The organism is Hyphococcus sp. (assembly GCF_965267305.1).
In the GTDB taxonomy this organism is placed as follows: Bacteria; Pseudomonadota; Alphaproteobacteria; order Caulobacterales; family Parvularculaceae; genus Hyphococcus.
This window is the reverse complement of record NZ_OZ253945.1, coordinates 3226327-3243491: the sequence shown is the minus strand read 5'-3', so window position 1 is coordinate 3243491 and position 17165 is coordinate 3226327. Positions and strand designations below refer to the sequence as shown.

The window sequence follows — 17165 nt, the reverse complement described above, 5'->3', positions numbered from 1 at the left end:
GGCCGATTGGGGCTAGATTGCGGCGCAATGCGTTAACCGCAAATTACGATTGGTTCAGGGCTTTTTCCAAGGCTTCGCGAAACGCCGCAAGACGCGGGGCGTAGCGCTCCTGCTGTGATTTGAGGGCCGGGGGCGCAGCCTTGTCCGGAGAACCGGCGAGAAAAGGCGGCGCAGGATCGTATTCGAGGCCGAGCTGGATCGCCTTCGCGACCTCTTCGCCTGCGATTTCCGCCGCCAACGTGAAAGCGAAATCGATCCCCGCCGTCACGCCGCCGCCGGTAAAGAGATTGCCGTCGCGCACGACGCGCGCCTTCACCGGCTCCGCGCCGACGCTTTTCAGTTCGCTGTGATAGGCCCAGTGGGTCGTCGCTTTCTTTCCCTTGAGCAAGCCCGCCGCGCCGAGAATTAAGGCGCCGGTGCAGACCGATGTCACATATTGCGCACGCGCGCCTTCGCGTTTCACGAAGGCAATAGTCTCCGCATCCTGCATCGCGTCGTCGACGCCAAATCCGCCGGGAATGCACAACAGGTCCGTTGGCGGACAATCGGTAAAATCATGGGTCGGGTTGAGCGTCAGCGCCGTATCCGTCGCGACCGGCGCTTTATGCTTGGCCGCAAGGGCGACTTGCGCGCCCGGCAGTCGTGACAACACCTGCAACGGCCCGGTGAAATCGAGCTGCGTCAGGTTCGAAAAGAGAAGGAAAGTGATGTTCATCTTTTCCAGCTGGCGATGATCTCCATCACCTCTTCGATCTCACGGCCGGATTTGTCTAACCACTTTTGCGAAGGGCCCTTCCAGCGGCATTGCGCCCAGTCGACGGAACCGTTCTTTTTGAAGGCGACGCCTTCCTTTTTCAGGCGCCGCCGCTGTTCCTCTGCGCCGGAGTGATCCGCAGGCGCGCCGGAGGCGGTGATGATCCGATACCAGGCAAGGGTCTTCGGCGCGGTCCACATGGCGCGCGCCACCTGCCGCGGGCCGACGCCGGGCAGGAGGCTCGCAATCATGCCGTAGCTCGCGACCTCGCCTTTCGGCACTTCGCGGATGAGGACGTGGATCGCGTCGTAATCCGTCGCCACTTATGCGACTTCGAACAACCCGGCAGCTCCCATGCCGCCGCCGACGCACATGGTGCAGACGACATACTTCGCGCCGCGGCGCTTGCCCTCAATAAGCGCGTGGCCGACCATGCGCGCGCCGGACATACCGTAGGGGTGGCCGATGGAGATGGCGCCGCCATTGACGTTGAGGAGCTCGTCGGGAATGCCAAGCTTGTCGCGGCAATAGAGAACCTGCACCGCAAACGCTTCATTCAATTCCCAAAGGCCGATATCGTCCATTTTGAGATTGAATTTTTCAAGAAGCTTCGGGACGGCGAAGACCGGTCCGATGCCCATCTCGTCGGGATTGGTTCCCGCAACCGCCATGCCGCGATAAATGCCGAGCGGGGAGAGGCCGCGTTTCGACGCTTCCTTTGCTTCCATCACCACAGCCGCCGAGGCGCCGTCGGACAATTGCGACGCGTTGCCCGCAGTGATGTATTTGCCTTCCTGCACGACCTGACCGCCCTTGAAGACGGGTTTCAGCCCCGAAAGACCTTCCAGCGTCGTTTCCGGGCGGTTGCCCTCGTCCTTATCGAGCTTCACTTCGACGTCGGAGCTCTCGCCGGTTTCCTTGTTGACGAATTTCATTACCGACGCGAGCGGCACGATCTCGTCGTCGAACTTGCCCGCCTGCTGGGCGGCGTGGGTTCGCTGCTGCGATTGCAGGGCGTATTCGTCCTGGGCCTCGCGCGAAATCTTGTAGCGCTCAGCGACAATCTCCGCCGTCTCGATCATCTGCATATAGGTGGCGGGCAGATTCTGGAGGAGCCACGGGTCGGGATGAACGAACATCTGCTTCGTCTGGTTCATGGAAATCGATTCCACGCCAACGCCGATCGCCACCTGCATATTGTCGGAGATCACCTGTTTCGCAGCCGTCGCAATCGCCATCATGCCGGAGGCGCATTGCCGGTCGAGCGATTGCCCCGGCACGGAATGCGGCATCCCCGCGCGCAACAGCGAAAGCCGCGCCACGTTCGGCGTCGCCGTACCCATCTGCAGCGCCGCGCCGGCGACCACGTCTTCGACTTCGCCCGGCTCGACTTTCGCGCGCGCAATCGCATTGGTCATGGCGTGGGCGGCGAGCGCCGGCGACGTCGTGTTGTTGAAAGCGCCGCGATAGGCCTTGCCGATGGGCGTGCGGGCGGTTGAAACGATGACGGCTTCTCTCATGACGATATTCCTTATTTGCCGATGGCGTAATCTTTGGCCTTGCCGATGAAGTTCATATTCGGCCCCGACGAGTTCTCGTAATAATGTACGTCTTTCGTGTCGGAGATTTCATCCCACTTTTTCGCGATCTCTTCCGGCGTCTGTTTTTCCGGCGGCAGGTAGACGCCGTCGGTCTCGACGATATAGGCGCGGGAATAGCCGCCGGCGGCGCAGCTCACGATCGCGCGAGAGGGCGCGTCCTCGCTGACGAGATAAAGCATCGCCGCTGTGATGGCTTCCGGGGTCATCTGATCGAGGATGGCTTCGGGAATGCCGAGATCTTCGGTCATCCGCGTCTTGGCCGACGGTGACAAGACATTCGCCCTGATGTTGTATTTCGCGCCTTCGAGATGCAGAGCGTTCATCATTCCGATCATGCCGGCTTTTGCTGCGCCGTAATTCACCTGGCCGAAAATGCCGTGAAGCCCCGAGGGCGATGACGTCATGATCACGCGGCCATAGGTCTGCTCGCGCATGATCGGCCAGACGGCATGGGTGCAGATCGCCGAGCCCACGAGATGGACGTCGATGACCATCCTGAAATCGTCGAGCGTCATTTTGTGAAACGACTTGTCGCGCAGGATGCCGGCGTTGTTCACCAGAATGTCGATGCGGCCCCATTTGTCCATGGCGGCCTTCACCATGGCGGCGACTTCATCAGCATTCGTCACATTCGCGCCGTCGGCGATGGCCTCGCCGCCTGCCGCGTTGATGTGGTTCACCACGTCTTGCGCGGCGGATATTGATCCGCCCGAGCCGTCGCGCGCGCCGCCGAGATCGTTGACGACGACTTTCGCGCCGCGCTCGGCGAGCGCCAGCGCGTGGCTGCGCCCGAGACCATTGCCGGCGCCGGTGACAATGGCGACTTTTCCGTCAAATCTGATCGACACGGGGAAGCTCTCCTTATGAATTGACGACAATCTCGGTTTTCACCGAATTGGCGATGAAACAGTTTTCATGGGCGCTGTGGTGCATTTTCTCGAGCGCCGCCGCATCGACGTCAACACCCGGCGCGAACACGATTTTCGGATGTAGATCGACGCGGGTGATGGCGAGCCGCCCATCGGTGTTTTTCTCCATATGGCCAACGGCGTGGTCTTCGTAAGAATCGACTGTCAGACGCTTGCGCGCGGCGATGGCGAGAAAGGTCAGCATGTGACAGCTTGAAACGGAAGCGACGAACGCCTCTTCGGGATCGACGCAGGCAGGATCGCCGAGATAGGCGGGCGCCGCCGCGGCTTTCACTTCCACGCCATTATCGAAACGCCAAACATGGGTGCGGTCGTAATCTTCATAAGCGAAACTTTCCGTTTCGCGTTTCCAGCTAATGTCTGCGACATGCTCTGACATCTTCCGCGCCCTCAAACGAACTGCATGGTCAGCCACTCGGCGACGAGCGCCGGTTTCGTCTCGCCTTCGATCTCCACCTTCACGGCGTATTTCAGCGTCCACTGGCCCGGGACTTTCGTGTCCGCCGACATCAGGGTGAAGCGTCCGCGGATTTTCTGGCCGGATTTCACCGGGTTTACGAAGCGGACTTTCTCGAAGCCGTAGTTGACGCCCATCTTGACGCCCTCAAGGATGATGACGCTGCCCGAGGCGAGTTTCGACAACATGGAAAGCGTCAGAAAGCCGTGGGCGATCGTGGTTCCGAAAGGGGTTTTCGCCGCCGCTTCCGGATTGATGTGAATGAACTGATGGTCTTCGGTCACATCGGCGAACTGGTTGATCCGGTCCTGATCGATGGTGATCCAATCGGATACGCCGGTTTCCTTGCCGACGAAATCGGCGATCTTGTCGGGCGTCGTTGCGGGCATGGCTTTCTCTCAAATAGCGGCGCACCGCCTATATCAGTAACCCCGCATTTGCGCGAGGCGGTCGGCGTGAAAAGCGGCGTCTCCGAACATTTCCTGGGCGACGCGGATGCGCTTCATGTAAAAGCCGATATCATACTCATCGGTCATCCCGATGCCGCCATGCATCTGCACCGCTTCCTGGCTGGCGAGTTTCGCAACTTCGCCGGCTTTCGCCTTGGCCAGCGAACAGATCGGCCCCGCCATGCCGTAATGGGCGTCGAGATCCTGCAGGGCTTTCAGCACCGCGGATTTCGCAAGCTCGATCTCTGAATAAAGATGCGCCGCGCGATGCTGCAGCGCCTGGAAAGAACCGATCTCGGTTCCGAACTGCTTGCGCTCTTTGAGATAGTTGACGGTCATCTCGAAGGCCCGCTGCGCCGAACCGGACATTTCCGCGGCGAGACCCGCGCGCCCTGCATTAAGGACGCCTTCGAGGGCCATATAGCCGCCGTCGACTTCGCCCAGAACATCGTCGCCGGTCGCCTCGACGCCGTCGAATTTGATCCGCGCGGCGTTGCGGCTGTCGACCATTTGCGTACGCTCGATCTCAATGCCTTTCGATTTCGCATCGACGAGAAACAGCGTCAGGCCATCCTGTTCGCCGGGCGCGCCGGCGGAGCGCGCCGCAACGATGATCTTGTCCGCCACATGACCGTCGGCGACGAAGGTCTTGTCGCCGGAGAGCTTGAAGCCGTTTCCGTGTTTCTCGGCTTTCATCGCGGTTTTTGCCGGCCCGTGCTTTCGATTTTCATCGACAGCCAGCGCGTAAAGCGCCTCGCCCGCCGCGATCTTCGGCAGGTTCGATTGTTTCTGCGCGTCGGAGCCGAGCTTCTTCAACGCGGTTGCCGCGAGGATCGACGTCGACAGGAACGGCGACGCCGTCAGCGTACGGCCCATTTCCTCCGCCAACACGCCCGCGCCCACAAACCCGAAATCCGAGCCGCCATGCTCTTCTTCAACGATAATCCCGGCCCAGCCCATCTCCGCCATTTCTTTCCAGAGATCGCGGGAAAAGCCGTAGGGATCGTTTGTGTCGCGCAGTTTGCGCAAAGCGGAAACCGGCGCTTTTTCATCGAGAAACCCGCGCGCAGACTCGCGCAGCATTTCCTGTTCTTCGGTAAGGACGAGAGGCATTTGACTTCCTTTACGCGCCGGGCAATTCGAGAATGCGTTTGGCGATGACGTTCAATTGCACTTCCGACGTGCCGCCTTCGATGGAATTGGCTTTGGTGCGCAGCCAGCCGCGGGCGAGCTTCCCGTCTTTTGTGCGCGCCCCTTCCCATTCAAGCTCGTCGGACCCGCCGATATCCATGAGGATCTCAAAGCGGCGCTTGTTGAACTCGGTGCCGTAATATTTGAGCATCGACGAATTGGCGCCGACGCCCTGCCCCGCTTTCGCCTCGTCTTTCATGCGTTCGAGCGTCAAGAGGAAAGCCCAGCCGTCGATTTCGGCCTGCGCGATTTTCGCGCGCAATAGCGGGTCGGAAAGTCTGCCATTTTTGGTGCCGATTTCATTCGCCGCGACCTCGCCCATGCCGCGCCCCCCGAGAAGGCCGCCGCCGCCCGCAGAGATCATTTCACGCTCATGGGTCAGAAGATATTTTGCGACATCCCAGCCTTTGTTCATCTCGCCGACAATGGCGGAGACGCCCGGCGCATGCTCCTTCGGCGTGGTCGCATCATCGAAGAAAGTTTCGCAGAAGGGCGACTTGCCGGAGATCAGTTTGATCGGTTTCGTGGAAACGCCCTTCTGGTCCATGTCGACCAGAATGAAGCTGATGCCCGTGTGCTTCGTCGCTTTCGGATCGGTGCGGACGAGCACGAAAATCCAGTCGCTTTCGTCCGCGTAAGAGGTCCAGATCTTCTGGCCGTTGATCAGCCAGTGATCGCCTTTGTCCTCGCATTTGCACTGGAGCGAGGCGAGGTCCGAACCCGCATTCGGTTCAGAATAGCCTTGGCACCAGCGCACTTCGCCTCGCGCAATGGGCGGCAGGAAATGCAGCTTCTGTTCGTGCGTTCCATATTTCAGGAGCGCGGGCCCGAGCATCCAGATGCCGAAGCTTTCGAGAGGCGAGCGGCATTTCAGCTTGCGCATCTCCTCTTTCAGAACCTTGACTTCTTCCTTGGATAGGCCGCCGCCGCCATATTCCCTGGGCCAGGCCGGAACGGTCCAGCCCTTTTCGGCCATGCGGTCGAGCCAGGTCTTCTGGGCTTCGGACTGGAATTTCCAGCGCTTGCCGCCCCAGCAGATATTCTCTTCGCCGCCAGCGCCGTCGCGCATTTCCTTGGGACAGTTCTCTTCAAGCCAGCTTCGCGCCTCTGCGCGGAAGGTTTCAAGGTCGCTCATGGGCGGCGTTCCCTTTCTCGATTTAGGTCAAGCGCGTTTGTCCGGCGCCGGGCCCCCGGGCGCAAGCGCTTTATGCAGTGCAAAATGGGAGGATATTCGGTTACTGGAGGAGGAAGTCGCGCCAAGCGGCTATTGCGTGGCTATCGGCCTTGGCCGCACGTTCAATGTTGACAGCGACCTCACCGTCCTTTTCCGAAATTCGCGCGTTGAGCCCATAAAAACCAAGAAGGTCTTCAAGCGGCAAGGCTTCGCCGCCATATAAGTGCGCAGCGAAAAATTCGGCTGCGCTGACGCTATATTCTTGCTTTAGTATATCCGTCAGCATGTTCATGGTTAGCGGCTCCGCCCCCCCGGCATAGCGGCGGTGAAGGTCGCGCATCAGATCGTCGAGGCTTTTGGCGCCGTCTGACGCCCTACGGATTTCGGCATCGAGCGCGGCGCAGAGCATCATGCCGCCGCTATAGACAAGGTTGTAGCTCCCTGCATCCCGCAGCTTGCGTGCGCCGCCGCCGGCGATGCTGTCGCCCTGCAGCGCTGTCAGATAAATACCGGCGCGATTTCCAAGTTCAGCTAGAAACTCTTCCTCGCTTACATCTCCGCCGCGCAGCCTCGTCACATTGGCGTAATATTCGGCGAGACCTTCCTTTAGCCATTCCATGTCCCCGTTGTTCTGTTCCAGCGTCCACTGGACATTCCAGACATGGAAGCCCTCATGGGCGGCGATATAGGCCGGCAGATTGTTTTCATCGTCTCCAAGCACAATAGAGATGCTGCGGCCCATGACGCCGCCGCCGGAGAATGACGCGTCGCCGACGATGACCAACAGCGCCTCCGGCATTGGCGCGTCAAATAGTTTTTCGTAAGCGCCGAGCGAATGCTTGAGCGTTGAAACCATGACCGGCTTGACCTCATGCAGAGGCGGCGCCACGGCGAGGCGCGCTTCATTGCCGGCGACAGGAAGAATTTCCTCAAGATGTTCGCCGCCCATGAACGCGCTATCGAGAAGGTCGTCAGTGTTCTTGGCCGTGAAGTCGCGCCCGTCGCTTGAAACTTGCTCCCAAGGGGTCGTGAAGCGCCAGCTTTCGGGCGCATCGAAAGAAACGCCGATCTCTTCCTCTGACGCCGCCCCCTCCATGAAAAGCGCGCGCCCCGTCCACATTACGCCATAGGGGCGGCCATAAGCGATTTCATCGTCCCCCGGATCATTGGGGAAGCGGTCATGCTGCAGCAGCATGGTATAGTTGACCGTGACCGGTCCCGCTTGCCAACCAAGCACCTTCCAGCGCCCGCCGGCGAGATAGCGCGTCTTTAGTTCAGCGCCGGATTGGTCATGGACTTCAATTGTATAGAGAAACGTCGCCCAGCCATGAGGCAGGCCCACATCTCGCTGATCTCGGAAAAGACCAACGATCCCGCCATCCGGCGTGATGACAGCCTCCACATTTGCGATGCGATATTGGCCCTTATTCTCGGGATTGCGGCTCGCGACAAATTCCACCGCATAGCTATCGGCGTTCGCCTGAGCGGTCATCGCCATAAGAGCGCCAAGCACTCCGAGCAACCGAAAGCCTGTCATAAGCCGCTCCCTTAAATCCCGAGGACAGCATCGGCAATTTAAAGTCTTGCGTCACGCAATCGCCCAACTTTTTGCGGCGGAGCGTTTCGATTTCGCGCCGAATCAAACCGAAAGCGCCGGCGGATGCTGGAGGGCGATTTTCCGGACAGTGATCTTGTCGAATTTCGCGGTGCCGAGACGCGGCAGCTTGGCGGGCGAAATCCAGATGCGTTCCGGCACCTTGAAGGCCGCGAGCTCCTCCGCCACGAAATCGCGCAAATCCGCGGCGTCGACGCTCATGCCTTCCTTGGGATAAACGACGAGGCCGACGCGCTCGCCCAGCACCTCATCGGGAACGGAGAAAACCACCGCTTCGGCGACATCGCCATGCTCATAGACGCGGTTTTCGACTTCCAGGCAGGAGATGTTTTCACCGCCGCGAATGATCAGGTCTTTGAGGCGATCAACAATGTAGAGATAGCCGTCCGCATCGAACTTGCCGAGGTCGCCGGTCTTGAACCAGCCGTCGGGCGTGATCGCCTTCGCCGTCTCATCGGGCAGGTTGTGATAGCCGCGGAAATTGGCGGGGCTCCTGATCCAGACCTCGCCGACGCCTCCGACAGGCTGTTCCTTGTCGCCTTCCATGATCTTGATGTCGGTCACCGGCGGCACCGGCCGGCCCGTCGAATCCGGGCGCAGCTGATAGTCGCCCTGGGAAATGACGCAACCGAGGGCGTTGGTTTCCGAGAGCCCGTAGCCGGAAGACGGCTTGCCGTTCTGGAATTTCGCGGCAAGTTTTTTTACATGGTCTGCGGGGCGCTTGGCGCCGCCGGAGCCGATGTCGATCAGCGTCGGCAGACCTTCCGGACCCACCGCCTGCATCAGTTCGAAAGACTGGCTCGGCACGCCGACGAAATTGGTGAGCTTTTCGCGGTTGATGATCGCCGCCGCTTCCTTTGGGTCCCAGCGATACATCATGACGACGCGGCGCCCGACCATGTAGGAAAGCAGAAAGATTGAATGCGATCCGGTCACATGGAAGAGCGGTATCCCGAGGAGAATGCCGGGATCGTCGCCGAACGGGCTGACCCCGCCGCGCAGCTCCTTCAAAATCGCCGCAATGAAAGACCATGAGAACAGCGCCGAAATCGCGCCGCGATGGGTGAGAACGACGCCTTTCGGATGACCCGTGGAGCCTGACGTATAGACGATGCAGAAATCGTCGTCGGGATGGATGTCGACCGCCGGCATGGCGTCGTTTTTCGACTGCGCCAACAAGTCTTCGTAACGGTAATCGGCGCCGTCGCCGCCCTCACGGGCGAGCACCAGCGTCAGGCCGAGCTCCTTTTTGGAGGGAAGAATATATTCCAGCCGCCTTGCGTCGGCGATGACGATCTTCGCGCCGCAATCCTGAAGCCCGTAATGCAGCTCTTCGTCTTTCCACCAGGCGTTCAACGGAACGACCACGCCGCCAAGCGCGATCACCGCCATATAGCTGACGCACCATTCGGGATAATTGCGCATGGCGAGGGCGACCTTGTCCCCCTGTTTCACGCCAAGCTTGTCCTGAAGCGCATGCGCAAGCCGGCAGGCGCGGCGCCAAATCTCCGCAAAGCTGACCCGCTCTTCCTCAAAAATCAGGAATTCCTTGTCGCCATGCGTCGCCGCCCCATGAGCGAACAGCGCGGCGAGGCTCGGCGGCGCGTTCTCGAACACGCGGTAGACATTGCCGCGAATGTCGGCTTCGCCCACCTTGAACATGGGATTTTCTGCAAGCAGCTTGAAAGCGGCGGCGGCGGTTTTCGCCGGGTCGAGCGGCGCCATATCGGCCATGGTCGATGATGTCCTTACCCTGTTTTGTCCCTGACCTCTTCCTAGCCGAAGGCGAGGGCGCGCGGAACCGCCGGTTGCAGCTATCCCTCTTGAAATCTTCGGCTGGCTCAGCCTGGCGACAATTTTCGCCAGGCTGTTGAGCATGCGGAAAGGATGCGGCGCTCGATCCCGTCGGGCCCGCCCTCAAGCCGCCAGAGAGCGAAAAGCGCGGCCCCGTACAGCGCCGCCCCTGCCGCGATGTCGGCGCAAAGCCGCAAGGGCGCAGGTAAACTATCGAGGACAAAGATCGTCGGGTGGACGAGCACGAACCAGATGGCCATGACCGCAACCGCCCCAAGCGGGCGGCGTGCGGCGAAGACCGGTTCCCAGAAGGGCCCGCCGCTCGCCCGGGCGTAAAGGGCGAGATTGAGCACCACATGAAAAAGGCCCATTCCCGCCGCGGCGAGGATCGCGCCCGGAAGCCCGTGCGCCAGCGCCGCCCAGAGAAAGACCGGCATCCGGACGAGGAAAAAGATCAGCTCACGGAAGAATACAAGGCGCGTGAGGCCAAGCGCCACCGCATAGGCCTGGGTTGCAAAAAAGAGCGACTGCAGGCCGATGACCGGCGCCAGGAACTCGATCGCCGGGACGGCGGCGTCCCATTTCTCGCCAAGAAGAACGAGGGTGAGGTCCGGCGCAGTGAGCGCAAGCCCGAAAGCGGCGGGCATGGCGAAAGCGCCCAGCGCCTCCACCCCTTTCAAAAAGCCGGCGCGCATCCGCTGCGGCTCTTCCTGCAACTCGGAGAGGCCAGGATAGATGGCGCGCGTCAGCGGCGCGGCGATCTGGCCCGCGGCCATTTCCGACAATTGCAGGCCCATAAAATAAACTCCCGCGCCGCCAGCGCCCGCAAGCCGCGTCAGGATCGGCACGTCGAGCTTGTTGTTGAGCGCCGCCATGAAACTGACGCCGGCGAGCCAGCCGGAAAAGCCGAAAACCTTGCGCAGCGACCGGAACGTAAAACGCGGCGCATGGGGGCGGAGAAGGTAAGAGAGCGACAATTGCACGATTGCGCTCGCCAGCATGCCGGCGATGATCGCCCAATAGGTTCGGAACATGATCGCGATGGAAAGCGAGACGGCGACCCCTGCGATCCGGTTCAAGATCGTGACGATGAACTCGCGGGAGAATTTCAAATCGCGTTCGAACTCGTAAAACCGCGGATTGAGAAAGCCGGTCAGCACCGGAAACAACGCCACTGCCGAAAACGCCCAGAAAAACCGCGGGTCGCCGTAAAATTCAGCCGCCAGCGGCGCCCCGGCGAACAAAAGCGCGCCAATCAAAAGCCCGCGCAGCACGGAAAGAGTGAAGAGCGTATCGAGATCGTCGCGGTCCGCGTCGCGGAATTTCACCACGGCCTGACTGACCCCGATATCGGAGATCCCCTGCAATAGCTGCATGGCGACGGTCGCCGTCGCGACAATGCCGATGTCGTCGGGCACGAGAAGCCGCGCGACGATGATCGTGTTGATCGCACCCAGGAGCCTCGCCGCGACGCCCGCCCCGAAAATCCACGCCGCCCCGCGCGCGACGCGCGCCGTCAGCGAGGCGTTTTCAGGAGACGGGGTTAACGGTTCGGACATTTAACCCTTCAGCTTGGGCTTCAGACTGCGGCGTCGCTTGTTCAACTCTTTCAGGGGTTAGCCCTGTTTGATGGTCAAGGCGACAATAGCCGGGCAAAGATTAAGGGGATGCTTGCACCTCGCGCCGCCATCGCTATGGTGCGCCGCCACGCCCACCCCCCGCTCCGGACAAATCCCATGGCCCACGCCTCCGCCCTCATGACCGTGATGATTAACGCCGCGCGCAAGGCCGCCCGCGGCCTCATTCGCGATTTCGGCGAAGCCCAAGCGCTGCAGGTCTCGCGCAAGGGGGCCGCGGATTTCGTCTCCCGGGCCGACCACAAGGCCGAACAGGACATCTTTGAGGAGCTCTCCCGCGCCCGTCCGAAATTCGGCTTCATCATGGAAGAGCGCGGCGAGATTGAAGGCTCGGACAATTCCAACCGCTGGATCGTCGATCCGCTCGACGGCACCACGAATTTCCTTCACGGCTTGCCGCAATTTGCAATCTCCATTGCACTCGAACGCGACCGCCAGCCCTATGCGGGCGTCGTCTTCAATCCGGCGACGGACGAACTCTTCTGGGCAGAAAAAGGCGAAGGCGCCTATTTGAACGACCGGCGCATTCGCGTGTCGGGACGCGACGATTTGAGCGCATGTCTTTTCGCCTGCGGCCTGCCCTTCGCTGGCCGGTCGGGACGCAAGCAGGCGCTCGACGAAGCCGAACGCGTTCTGGAAAAAACCGCGGGCGTGCGCCGCTTCGGCGCCGCCGCGCTCGATCTCGCCTTTGTCGCCGCCGGGCGTTTTGACGCGTTCTGGGAGCGCGATTTGAATAGCTGGGACGTCGCCGCCGGCGCAGTTCTGGTGCGCGAGGCGGGCGGCATGGTGTCGGAAATCGAAGGCGGCAGAAATTTCATCAGCGGCGGGTCCATCCTCGCCGCGAACGCCGAGATTTACGAAGAAGCGAAGGCGCTAATCGCGGGTGCCTAGTCCTTTACGGGCAGGTTCATCAGCCCGTCGACCATGTCGTTGCGGGTTTTCTCGAACTCCGAGCGCGCTTCGGGAATCTCGCCCATATCCATGAACGCCGCCTCCATCTCGCGGTTGCGCTTCATGACTTCTTGCAGAAATTCTCCATGAGTCAGAATATGCGGGCGGTTTTCGCGAATGCCGTTGACCACCGCCGCGCCCATCTCGTCAGGCGACATCGCCTTGCGCATCGCCTCCCAGAGTTTTTTCAGAAATTCGCCCGCATCGCCTTCCGGCGCATCGCTGTCGTCTTCGGGCGCCGGAACGAGCGCGGTTTTGACGGCCCCGGGATAAAGACAGGAAACGCCAATGCCATGCGGCGCGAGCGCGAGGCGCAGCGATTCCGTATAGCCCCGCACCGCGTATTTCGCCGTTGAATAGGCGGCGAGCCCCGGCAGCGGCACGATGCCCGCCATGGAAGACGTGTTGACGATGTGCCCGCCCTCGCCCTGTTCCTTGATGATCGGCGCGAAAACCTTCACGCCGTTGACGACGCCGCCGAGATTGATCGACAGCGCGCGGTCCCAATCGTCGAACTCGGGATCGTCCGCCGCGCCGCCGCCGCCGACGCCGGCGTTGTTGCAGACCACATGCACCTTGCCGAACACAGAGAGCGTTTCTGCGGCCGCCTTTTTCATCTGCTCGCGGTCGGAGACGTCGAGCTTGATGAAGTGAACGGCGTTCGACCCGGCGAATTCCTTGCGCACAGCGTCGAGATGATCGTCGTTCCAGTCGGCGATGACGACTTTCATGCCTTCGGCGATAAAGTTTCGCGCCATGCCGAGCCCGATGCCGCTGGCGCCGCCGGTGATGAACGCAACCTTGCCCTCGAAGTTCTGCATGGCGCGCGCTCTCAGCTTGCCTTTGGCCGTGTGATCGCTTCGGTTTCGGCGCGGGTCGATTCAGGACCCGTATTGCGTTTCGCCTGACCTCCCCAAGGCCCGCCCTTCATCCACGGATCGGGATCGCCCTCTTTGGTTTCGAGGCCGAAGAGCGGGAAGAGACCAGGATGACGGCCGAGCCCGCCGAACAGATCAAAACAGCGGTCGACCCAGTCGCGCAACGGATCGTCATCGGCAAGCGCCGGGATCTTGGCGACGGACGCCGTGAAGAGGAAACCGCCGAGAATGCGATAGTCCGCGTAGTTGGGCTCCTTGCCGCCAAGCCATTTCGATTCGTAGAGCGCCTTGCGCAAGGGTTCGAGCGCCAGAGAAATTCCGGGCAGCCGGCCTTCGCGGCCTTCCTGCATTTTTTCGAGCGTCGTCCCAAGCATGTTCTCGCGGGAATGCGTCACATATTCATGATCCTGCGGCAGGGAGAGATCGCGATAGTCCTGGCAATAACATCGCATCCACGGGCCCACCGCGGCGCCCCAGAACCAGGTGTCGAGAGCCCGCGTCAACACCGCGATGCCGGGATGGGGAATGAGCGCCGGACGGTCGGGATAGGTTTCGTCGAGATATTCGACGATGCCCCAGCTATCGAGCACCCATTTGCCGTCATCGACAATGGCGGGAAGACGTTCGGTCTTGCCGCCGGTGCGCTCCATGATGCCGGTGAACCCACCGGGCACGATGTCCATTTCGAATCCCTTATGCGCGATCGCATATTTCGTCGCCCAGACGAACGGGCTGATGGTCGCGCCGGTCGAAAGCGCGAGATCGTAAATCGTGATCTTGTTGTCTTTGGCCATGAATGCCTCCCTTCAGAAACACTTTGTTCTTTAAAACTGAAAATCCGACTCCGGCGTCGCGGCGAGCATCGCTTCGGCGCGTTCGCGCATCCGGTTTTTGAACTGGCCATGCGTGATGATGTAAAGATCGTTGTTGAGGACGCCCTTGGCGACCATCTCGCCTACTTCTTCCGGCTCCATCCACTCGGCGCCGATTTCGCGTTCGGAAAGCGCTTTCTCTGACGCCTTGAACCCGCTGTCCTTGCGCAGATGCGCCGGGCGGTTCCGCGCCGCTTCGTGAATGTTGGATTTCGTAAAGGCGGGCAACAAAACGCTCATGCCGATATTCTTGGCCGCAAGCACTTCGCGCATGTTCTCAGACATATTGAGCACCGCAGCCTTGCCCGCTGCATAGATGACGAATTGTTCCGGCATCATCACCGCCGCCGCGAGGGACGACGTATTGACAATATGACCGCCGCGGCCATGAGCGATCATCTGCGGCAGAAACGCCTGCAAACCGTTGACGACGCCGTTCACATTGACCCCGAGACCGAAATCCCAGTCGGCGTAACGCGCTTCGAGGATCGGCCCTTCGACGCCGACGCCCGCATTGTTGACGAGAATGTCGATGCCGCCGAACTCGGCCTGCATCTTTTCCGCCGCATCGGCGTAGGCTTCGCGGTTCGTCACATCGATTTCAATGGCGCTGACGCTATTCGACTGTGCGCCGCCGGCGAATGTGGCGAGCGCCTTTTCGATATGGTCTGGACGCAGATCCGCAATGACGATGCGTGCGCCCCGTGCGCTGAACGCCTTCGCGATGCCAAGACCGATGCCGCTGGCGCCGCCGGTGATGAACGCGGTTTTTCCCTCGAAGCTTTTAATCGCCATGGGGCCTCCTTGCTGCGAAACGCTTTAGCGCAGACGGCGGCGAGCGACATGTCCAGATAGGAAGTCAGCCTGACCTTCACGGGCCGGGCGAATGCGAAGCGGACTTCAGGAAAGGTCAGACGCAGCGGTAATGGCGGTAGCGCCAGCGCACTTCATGGGGGTTCGCCGTCTCGCCATCGAAAACCGCCCTGAGATTATAGGCGCGGCAATGGGCGTCGGCTTCGGCCTGGAGATCGTCGGGATCGAAATCGTAAGGATCGTAAGGAATGGAGATTGACTGGTCGCTGACCGGCTCGCGCGTCGCACAAGCGCCCAGCGCCGCGAGCGCCGCCCCGGCCATCATCACTCTCAACCCAACCATGGCCCCGTCCCTTCCCGCTTGAGGCCGCATGGTAACAAGCCGGGCCGCAATAAAAAAGAGCGCGGGAGGGAAATCCCCGCGCTCCAGTTTATCTCGGTTTTTCAATTAGAGAGGGAATGAAGGCCAGAAGGCTCCCTTAGGCCGCGTCAGCGTCTTTCAGGATTTTAACATTATTGGCTTTGCCCGCGCCGATCGAAATCTTGCGCGGTTTCGCCGATTCCGGGATTTCACGCTTCAGTTCGATATTCAAAAGCCCGTTCACCAGCGATGCGCCGGCGACTTGGACATGCTCGGCGAGCTGAAACCGGCGCTGGAAAGAGCGCCCGGCGATGCCCTGATAAAGGAAGGTGCGGCCTTCGTCTTCGTCCTTGCGCGAACCGGTGACGGTCAGCGTGTTTTCATGAAGCTCGACGTCAAGCTCGTCTTCAGAGAAGCCGGCGACGGCGAGGGTCACGCGATAGTCGTTTTCGTCGAGACGCTCGATATTATAGGGCGGATAGCCGCCGGTCTCAGCCTTCCCGGCACTGTCGAGCAGGTCGAAGACGCGGTCGAAACCGACCGTCGAGCGATAAAGGGGGGTTAGGTCGAAAGTACGCATGTGCTTGGTTCCTCCTTGGTTCAAGCGAGGGTTGCGCGCGTCCCGCCTCCGCCATCTGGCCGGAATGGACGCGAACGGAGCCGTCTGGCCTCCGTCAAAAACGAGATAGGCGCTGAAGGAGCGACTTCAAGAGGTTGTGTTTCAGACCTCCCGAAAACCATGGTAAAGAGCCTGCAAAACATGGACGGGAGCCAAACATGACTTTGAAATCAGCCCTTTACGCCGGATTCGCCGCTTCGCTCGCCCTCGGCCTGGCCGCCTGCGGGGGCGGCGAGGACGCGACGACCGCTACGCAGGAGGCCGCGCCCATGGACGACGCCGCGCGGCTCGACGCCGTCCTCGCCGGCGACCACCGCAGCGACGAAGAGCGCGCCCGGGACGAATTCCGCCATCCGAAGGAAACGCTTGAATTCTTCGGCCTGGAGCCCACGATGACCGTGGTTGAGGTCTATCCCGGCGGCGGCTGGTATACGCAGGTAATCGCGCCTTACATGAAAACCGGCGGCGGCAAGACTTATGCGGCGAGCTTCCCGGCGGAAGGCGCGAGCGAGCGCGCCCGCGCCGCGCTCGACACGTTCCGCAAAACCTATGTGGAGAACCCTGACCTCTACGGCGCCGTCGAAATGACAACCCTCGGGGAAGGCCATCACATCGCACCCGAAGGCTCGGCGGACATGGTCGTCACCTTCCGCAATATTCACAGTTTCATGGGCCGCGGCATTGCCGAAGAAACCTTCGAGGAATTTTACCGCGCCCTAAAACCCGGCGGCGTTCTCGGTATTGTCGAACATCGCGCCGACGGCGCAGAGCTCCCCCGCGACGGGTCTTCCGGTTATGTCTATACGGATGATGTCGTCGCCATGGCGGAAGCCGCCGGTTTTGAATTTGAAGCCGCCTCCGAGATCAACGCCAATACCGCCGATACCAAAGACCATCCTTTCGGCGTCTGGACCCTGCCCCCGGTGCGCCGCTCGGCCCAGATCAACGGCGAGGACGACCCCAGTTTCGATCGCGCACGCTACGACGCCATCGGCGAGAGCGACCGCATGACCCTGAAATTCCGCAAGCCCATCGCGGCTGACGGGGCGTTGCTCGAATAGGGGCGGTGA

At 61.0% G+C, this 17165-nt stretch carries 18 protein-coding genes; 2 read left to right on the top strand and 16 right to left on the bottom strand.

Annotated features, from left to right (window positions below; translation table 11 throughout):
- Positions 1-43 precede the first annotated feature (43 nt).
- The 11 genes from ACQY5P_RS15645 to ACQY5P_RS15595 form a co-directional block, all read right to left on the bottom strand.
- Positions 44-715: a DJ-1/PfpI family protein gene (locus ACQY5P_RS15645; RefSeq protein WP_428407802.1), complete on the bottom strand. Its 672-nt coding sequence runs from the start codon at positions 713-715 to the stop codon at positions 44-46.
- Positions 712-1077, bottom strand: coding sequence for an MGMT family protein (locus ACQY5P_RS15640; protein WP_428407801.1), 366 nt, complete (start codon positions 1075-1077; stop codon positions 712-714). Before ACQY5P_RS15640 ends, ACQY5P_RS15645 begins: the two co-directional genes overlap by 4 nt.
- The gene (locus ACQY5P_RS15635; RefSeq protein WP_428407800.1) at positions 1078-2274 is read right to left on the bottom strand and encodes an acetyl-CoA C-acyltransferase; all 1197 of its coding nucleotides are present in this window, start codon (positions 2272-2274) and stop codon (positions 1078-1080) included.
- Positions 2275-2285: 11 nt separating this feature from the next.
- Positions 2286-3203, bottom strand: coding sequence for an SDR family NAD(P)-dependent oxidoreductase (locus tag ACQY5P_RS15630; RefSeq protein ID WP_428407799.1), 918 nt, complete (start codon positions 3201-3203; stop codon positions 2286-2288).
- A 13-nt stretch (positions 3204-3216) separates the two neighbouring features.
- The gene (locus ACQY5P_RS15625; protein WP_428407798.1) at positions 3217-3663 is read right to left on the bottom strand and encodes an OsmC family protein; all 447 of its coding nucleotides are present in this window, start codon (positions 3661-3663) and stop codon (positions 3217-3219) included.
- An 11-nt stretch (positions 3664-3674) separates the two neighbouring features.
- On the bottom strand, positions 3675-4130 hold the full coding sequence (locus tag ACQY5P_RS15620; protein WP_428407797.1) for a MaoC family dehydratase: 456 nt from the start codon (positions 4128-4130) through the stop codon (positions 3675-3677).
- Between the two features lie 33 nt (positions 4131-4163).
- Positions 4164-5303 carry an acyl-CoA dehydrogenase family protein gene (locus ACQY5P_RS15615; RefSeq protein WP_428407796.1) on the bottom strand — a complete coding sequence of 380 codons (1140 nt, stop codon included), beginning with the start codon at positions 5301-5303 and terminating at the stop codon, positions 4164-4166.
- Between the two features lie 10 nt (positions 5304-5313).
- Positions 5314-6516 (bottom strand): acyl-CoA dehydrogenase family protein, encoded by a 1203-nt coding sequence (locus ACQY5P_RS15610; RefSeq protein WP_428407795.1) that lies wholly within the window; start codon positions 6514-6516, stop codon positions 5314-5316.
- A 100-nt stretch (positions 6517-6616) separates the two neighbouring features.
- Positions 6617-8092 (bottom strand): hypothetical protein, encoded by a 1476-nt coding sequence (locus ACQY5P_RS15605; protein WP_428407794.1) that lies wholly within the window; start codon positions 8090-8092, stop codon positions 6617-6619.
- Positions 8093-8194: 102 nt separating this feature from the next.
- The gene (locus tag ACQY5P_RS15600) at positions 8195-9904 is read right to left on the bottom strand and encodes a class I adenylate-forming enzyme family protein (protein WP_428407793.1); all 1710 of its coding nucleotides are present in this window, start codon (positions 9902-9904) and stop codon (positions 8195-8197) included.
- A gap of 107 nt (positions 9905-10011) precedes the next feature.
- Positions 10012-11523: a lipopolysaccharide biosynthesis protein gene (locus tag ACQY5P_RS15595; RefSeq protein WP_428407792.1), complete on the bottom strand. Its 1512-nt coding sequence runs from the start codon at positions 11521-11523 to the stop codon at positions 10012-10014.
- A gap of 177 nt (positions 11524-11700) precedes the next feature.
- On the opposite strand from ACQY5P_RS15595, the gene ACQY5P_RS15590 reads away from it, so the two are divergent.
- Complete coding sequence (locus ACQY5P_RS15590; protein WP_428410675.1) at positions 11701-12492, top strand: inositol monophosphatase family protein; 792 nt, start codon at positions 11701-11703, stop codon at positions 12490-12492.
- On the opposite strand, the gene ACQY5P_RS15585 is transcribed toward ACQY5P_RS15590, so the two are convergent.
- The 5 genes from ACQY5P_RS15585 to ACQY5P_RS15565 form a co-directional block, all read right to left on the bottom strand.
- The gene (locus ACQY5P_RS15585; protein WP_428407791.1) at positions 12489-13373 is read right to left on the bottom strand and encodes an SDR family oxidoreductase; all 885 of its coding nucleotides are present in this window, start codon (positions 13371-13373) and stop codon (positions 12489-12491) included. The genes ACQY5P_RS15590 and ACQY5P_RS15585 overlap by 4 nt on opposite strands.
- An 11-nt stretch (positions 13374-13384) precedes the next feature.
- Positions 13385-14224 carry a beta-etherase gene (locus ACQY5P_RS15580; RefSeq protein ID WP_428407790.1) on the bottom strand — a complete coding sequence of 280 codons (840 nt, stop codon included), beginning with the start codon at positions 14222-14224 and terminating at the stop codon, positions 13385-13387.
- Positions 14225-14254: 30 nt separating this feature from the next.
- Positions 14255-15097: an SDR family NAD(P)-dependent oxidoreductase gene (locus ACQY5P_RS15575; RefSeq protein ID WP_428407789.1), complete on the bottom strand. Its 843-nt coding sequence runs from the start codon at positions 15095-15097 to the stop codon at positions 14255-14257.
- 115 nt (positions 15098-15212) lie between these two features.
- Positions 15213-15458, bottom strand: a complete 246-nt coding sequence (locus tag ACQY5P_RS15570) for a hypothetical protein (RefSeq protein WP_428407788.1) — start codon at positions 15456-15458, stop codon at positions 15213-15215.
- 136 nt (positions 15459-15594) lie between these two features.
- Complete coding sequence (locus ACQY5P_RS15565) at positions 15595-16056, bottom strand: Hsp20 family protein (protein ID WP_428407787.1); 462 nt, start codon at positions 16054-16056, stop codon at positions 15595-15597.
- A gap of 197 nt (positions 16057-16253) precedes the next feature.
- On the opposite strand from ACQY5P_RS15565, the gene ACQY5P_RS15560 reads away from it, so the two are divergent.
- Positions 16254-17156: a class I SAM-dependent methyltransferase gene (locus ACQY5P_RS15560; protein WP_428407786.1), complete on the top strand. Its 903-nt coding sequence runs from the start codon at positions 16254-16256 to the stop codon at positions 17154-17156.
- Positions 17157-17165 lie beyond the last annotated feature (9 nt).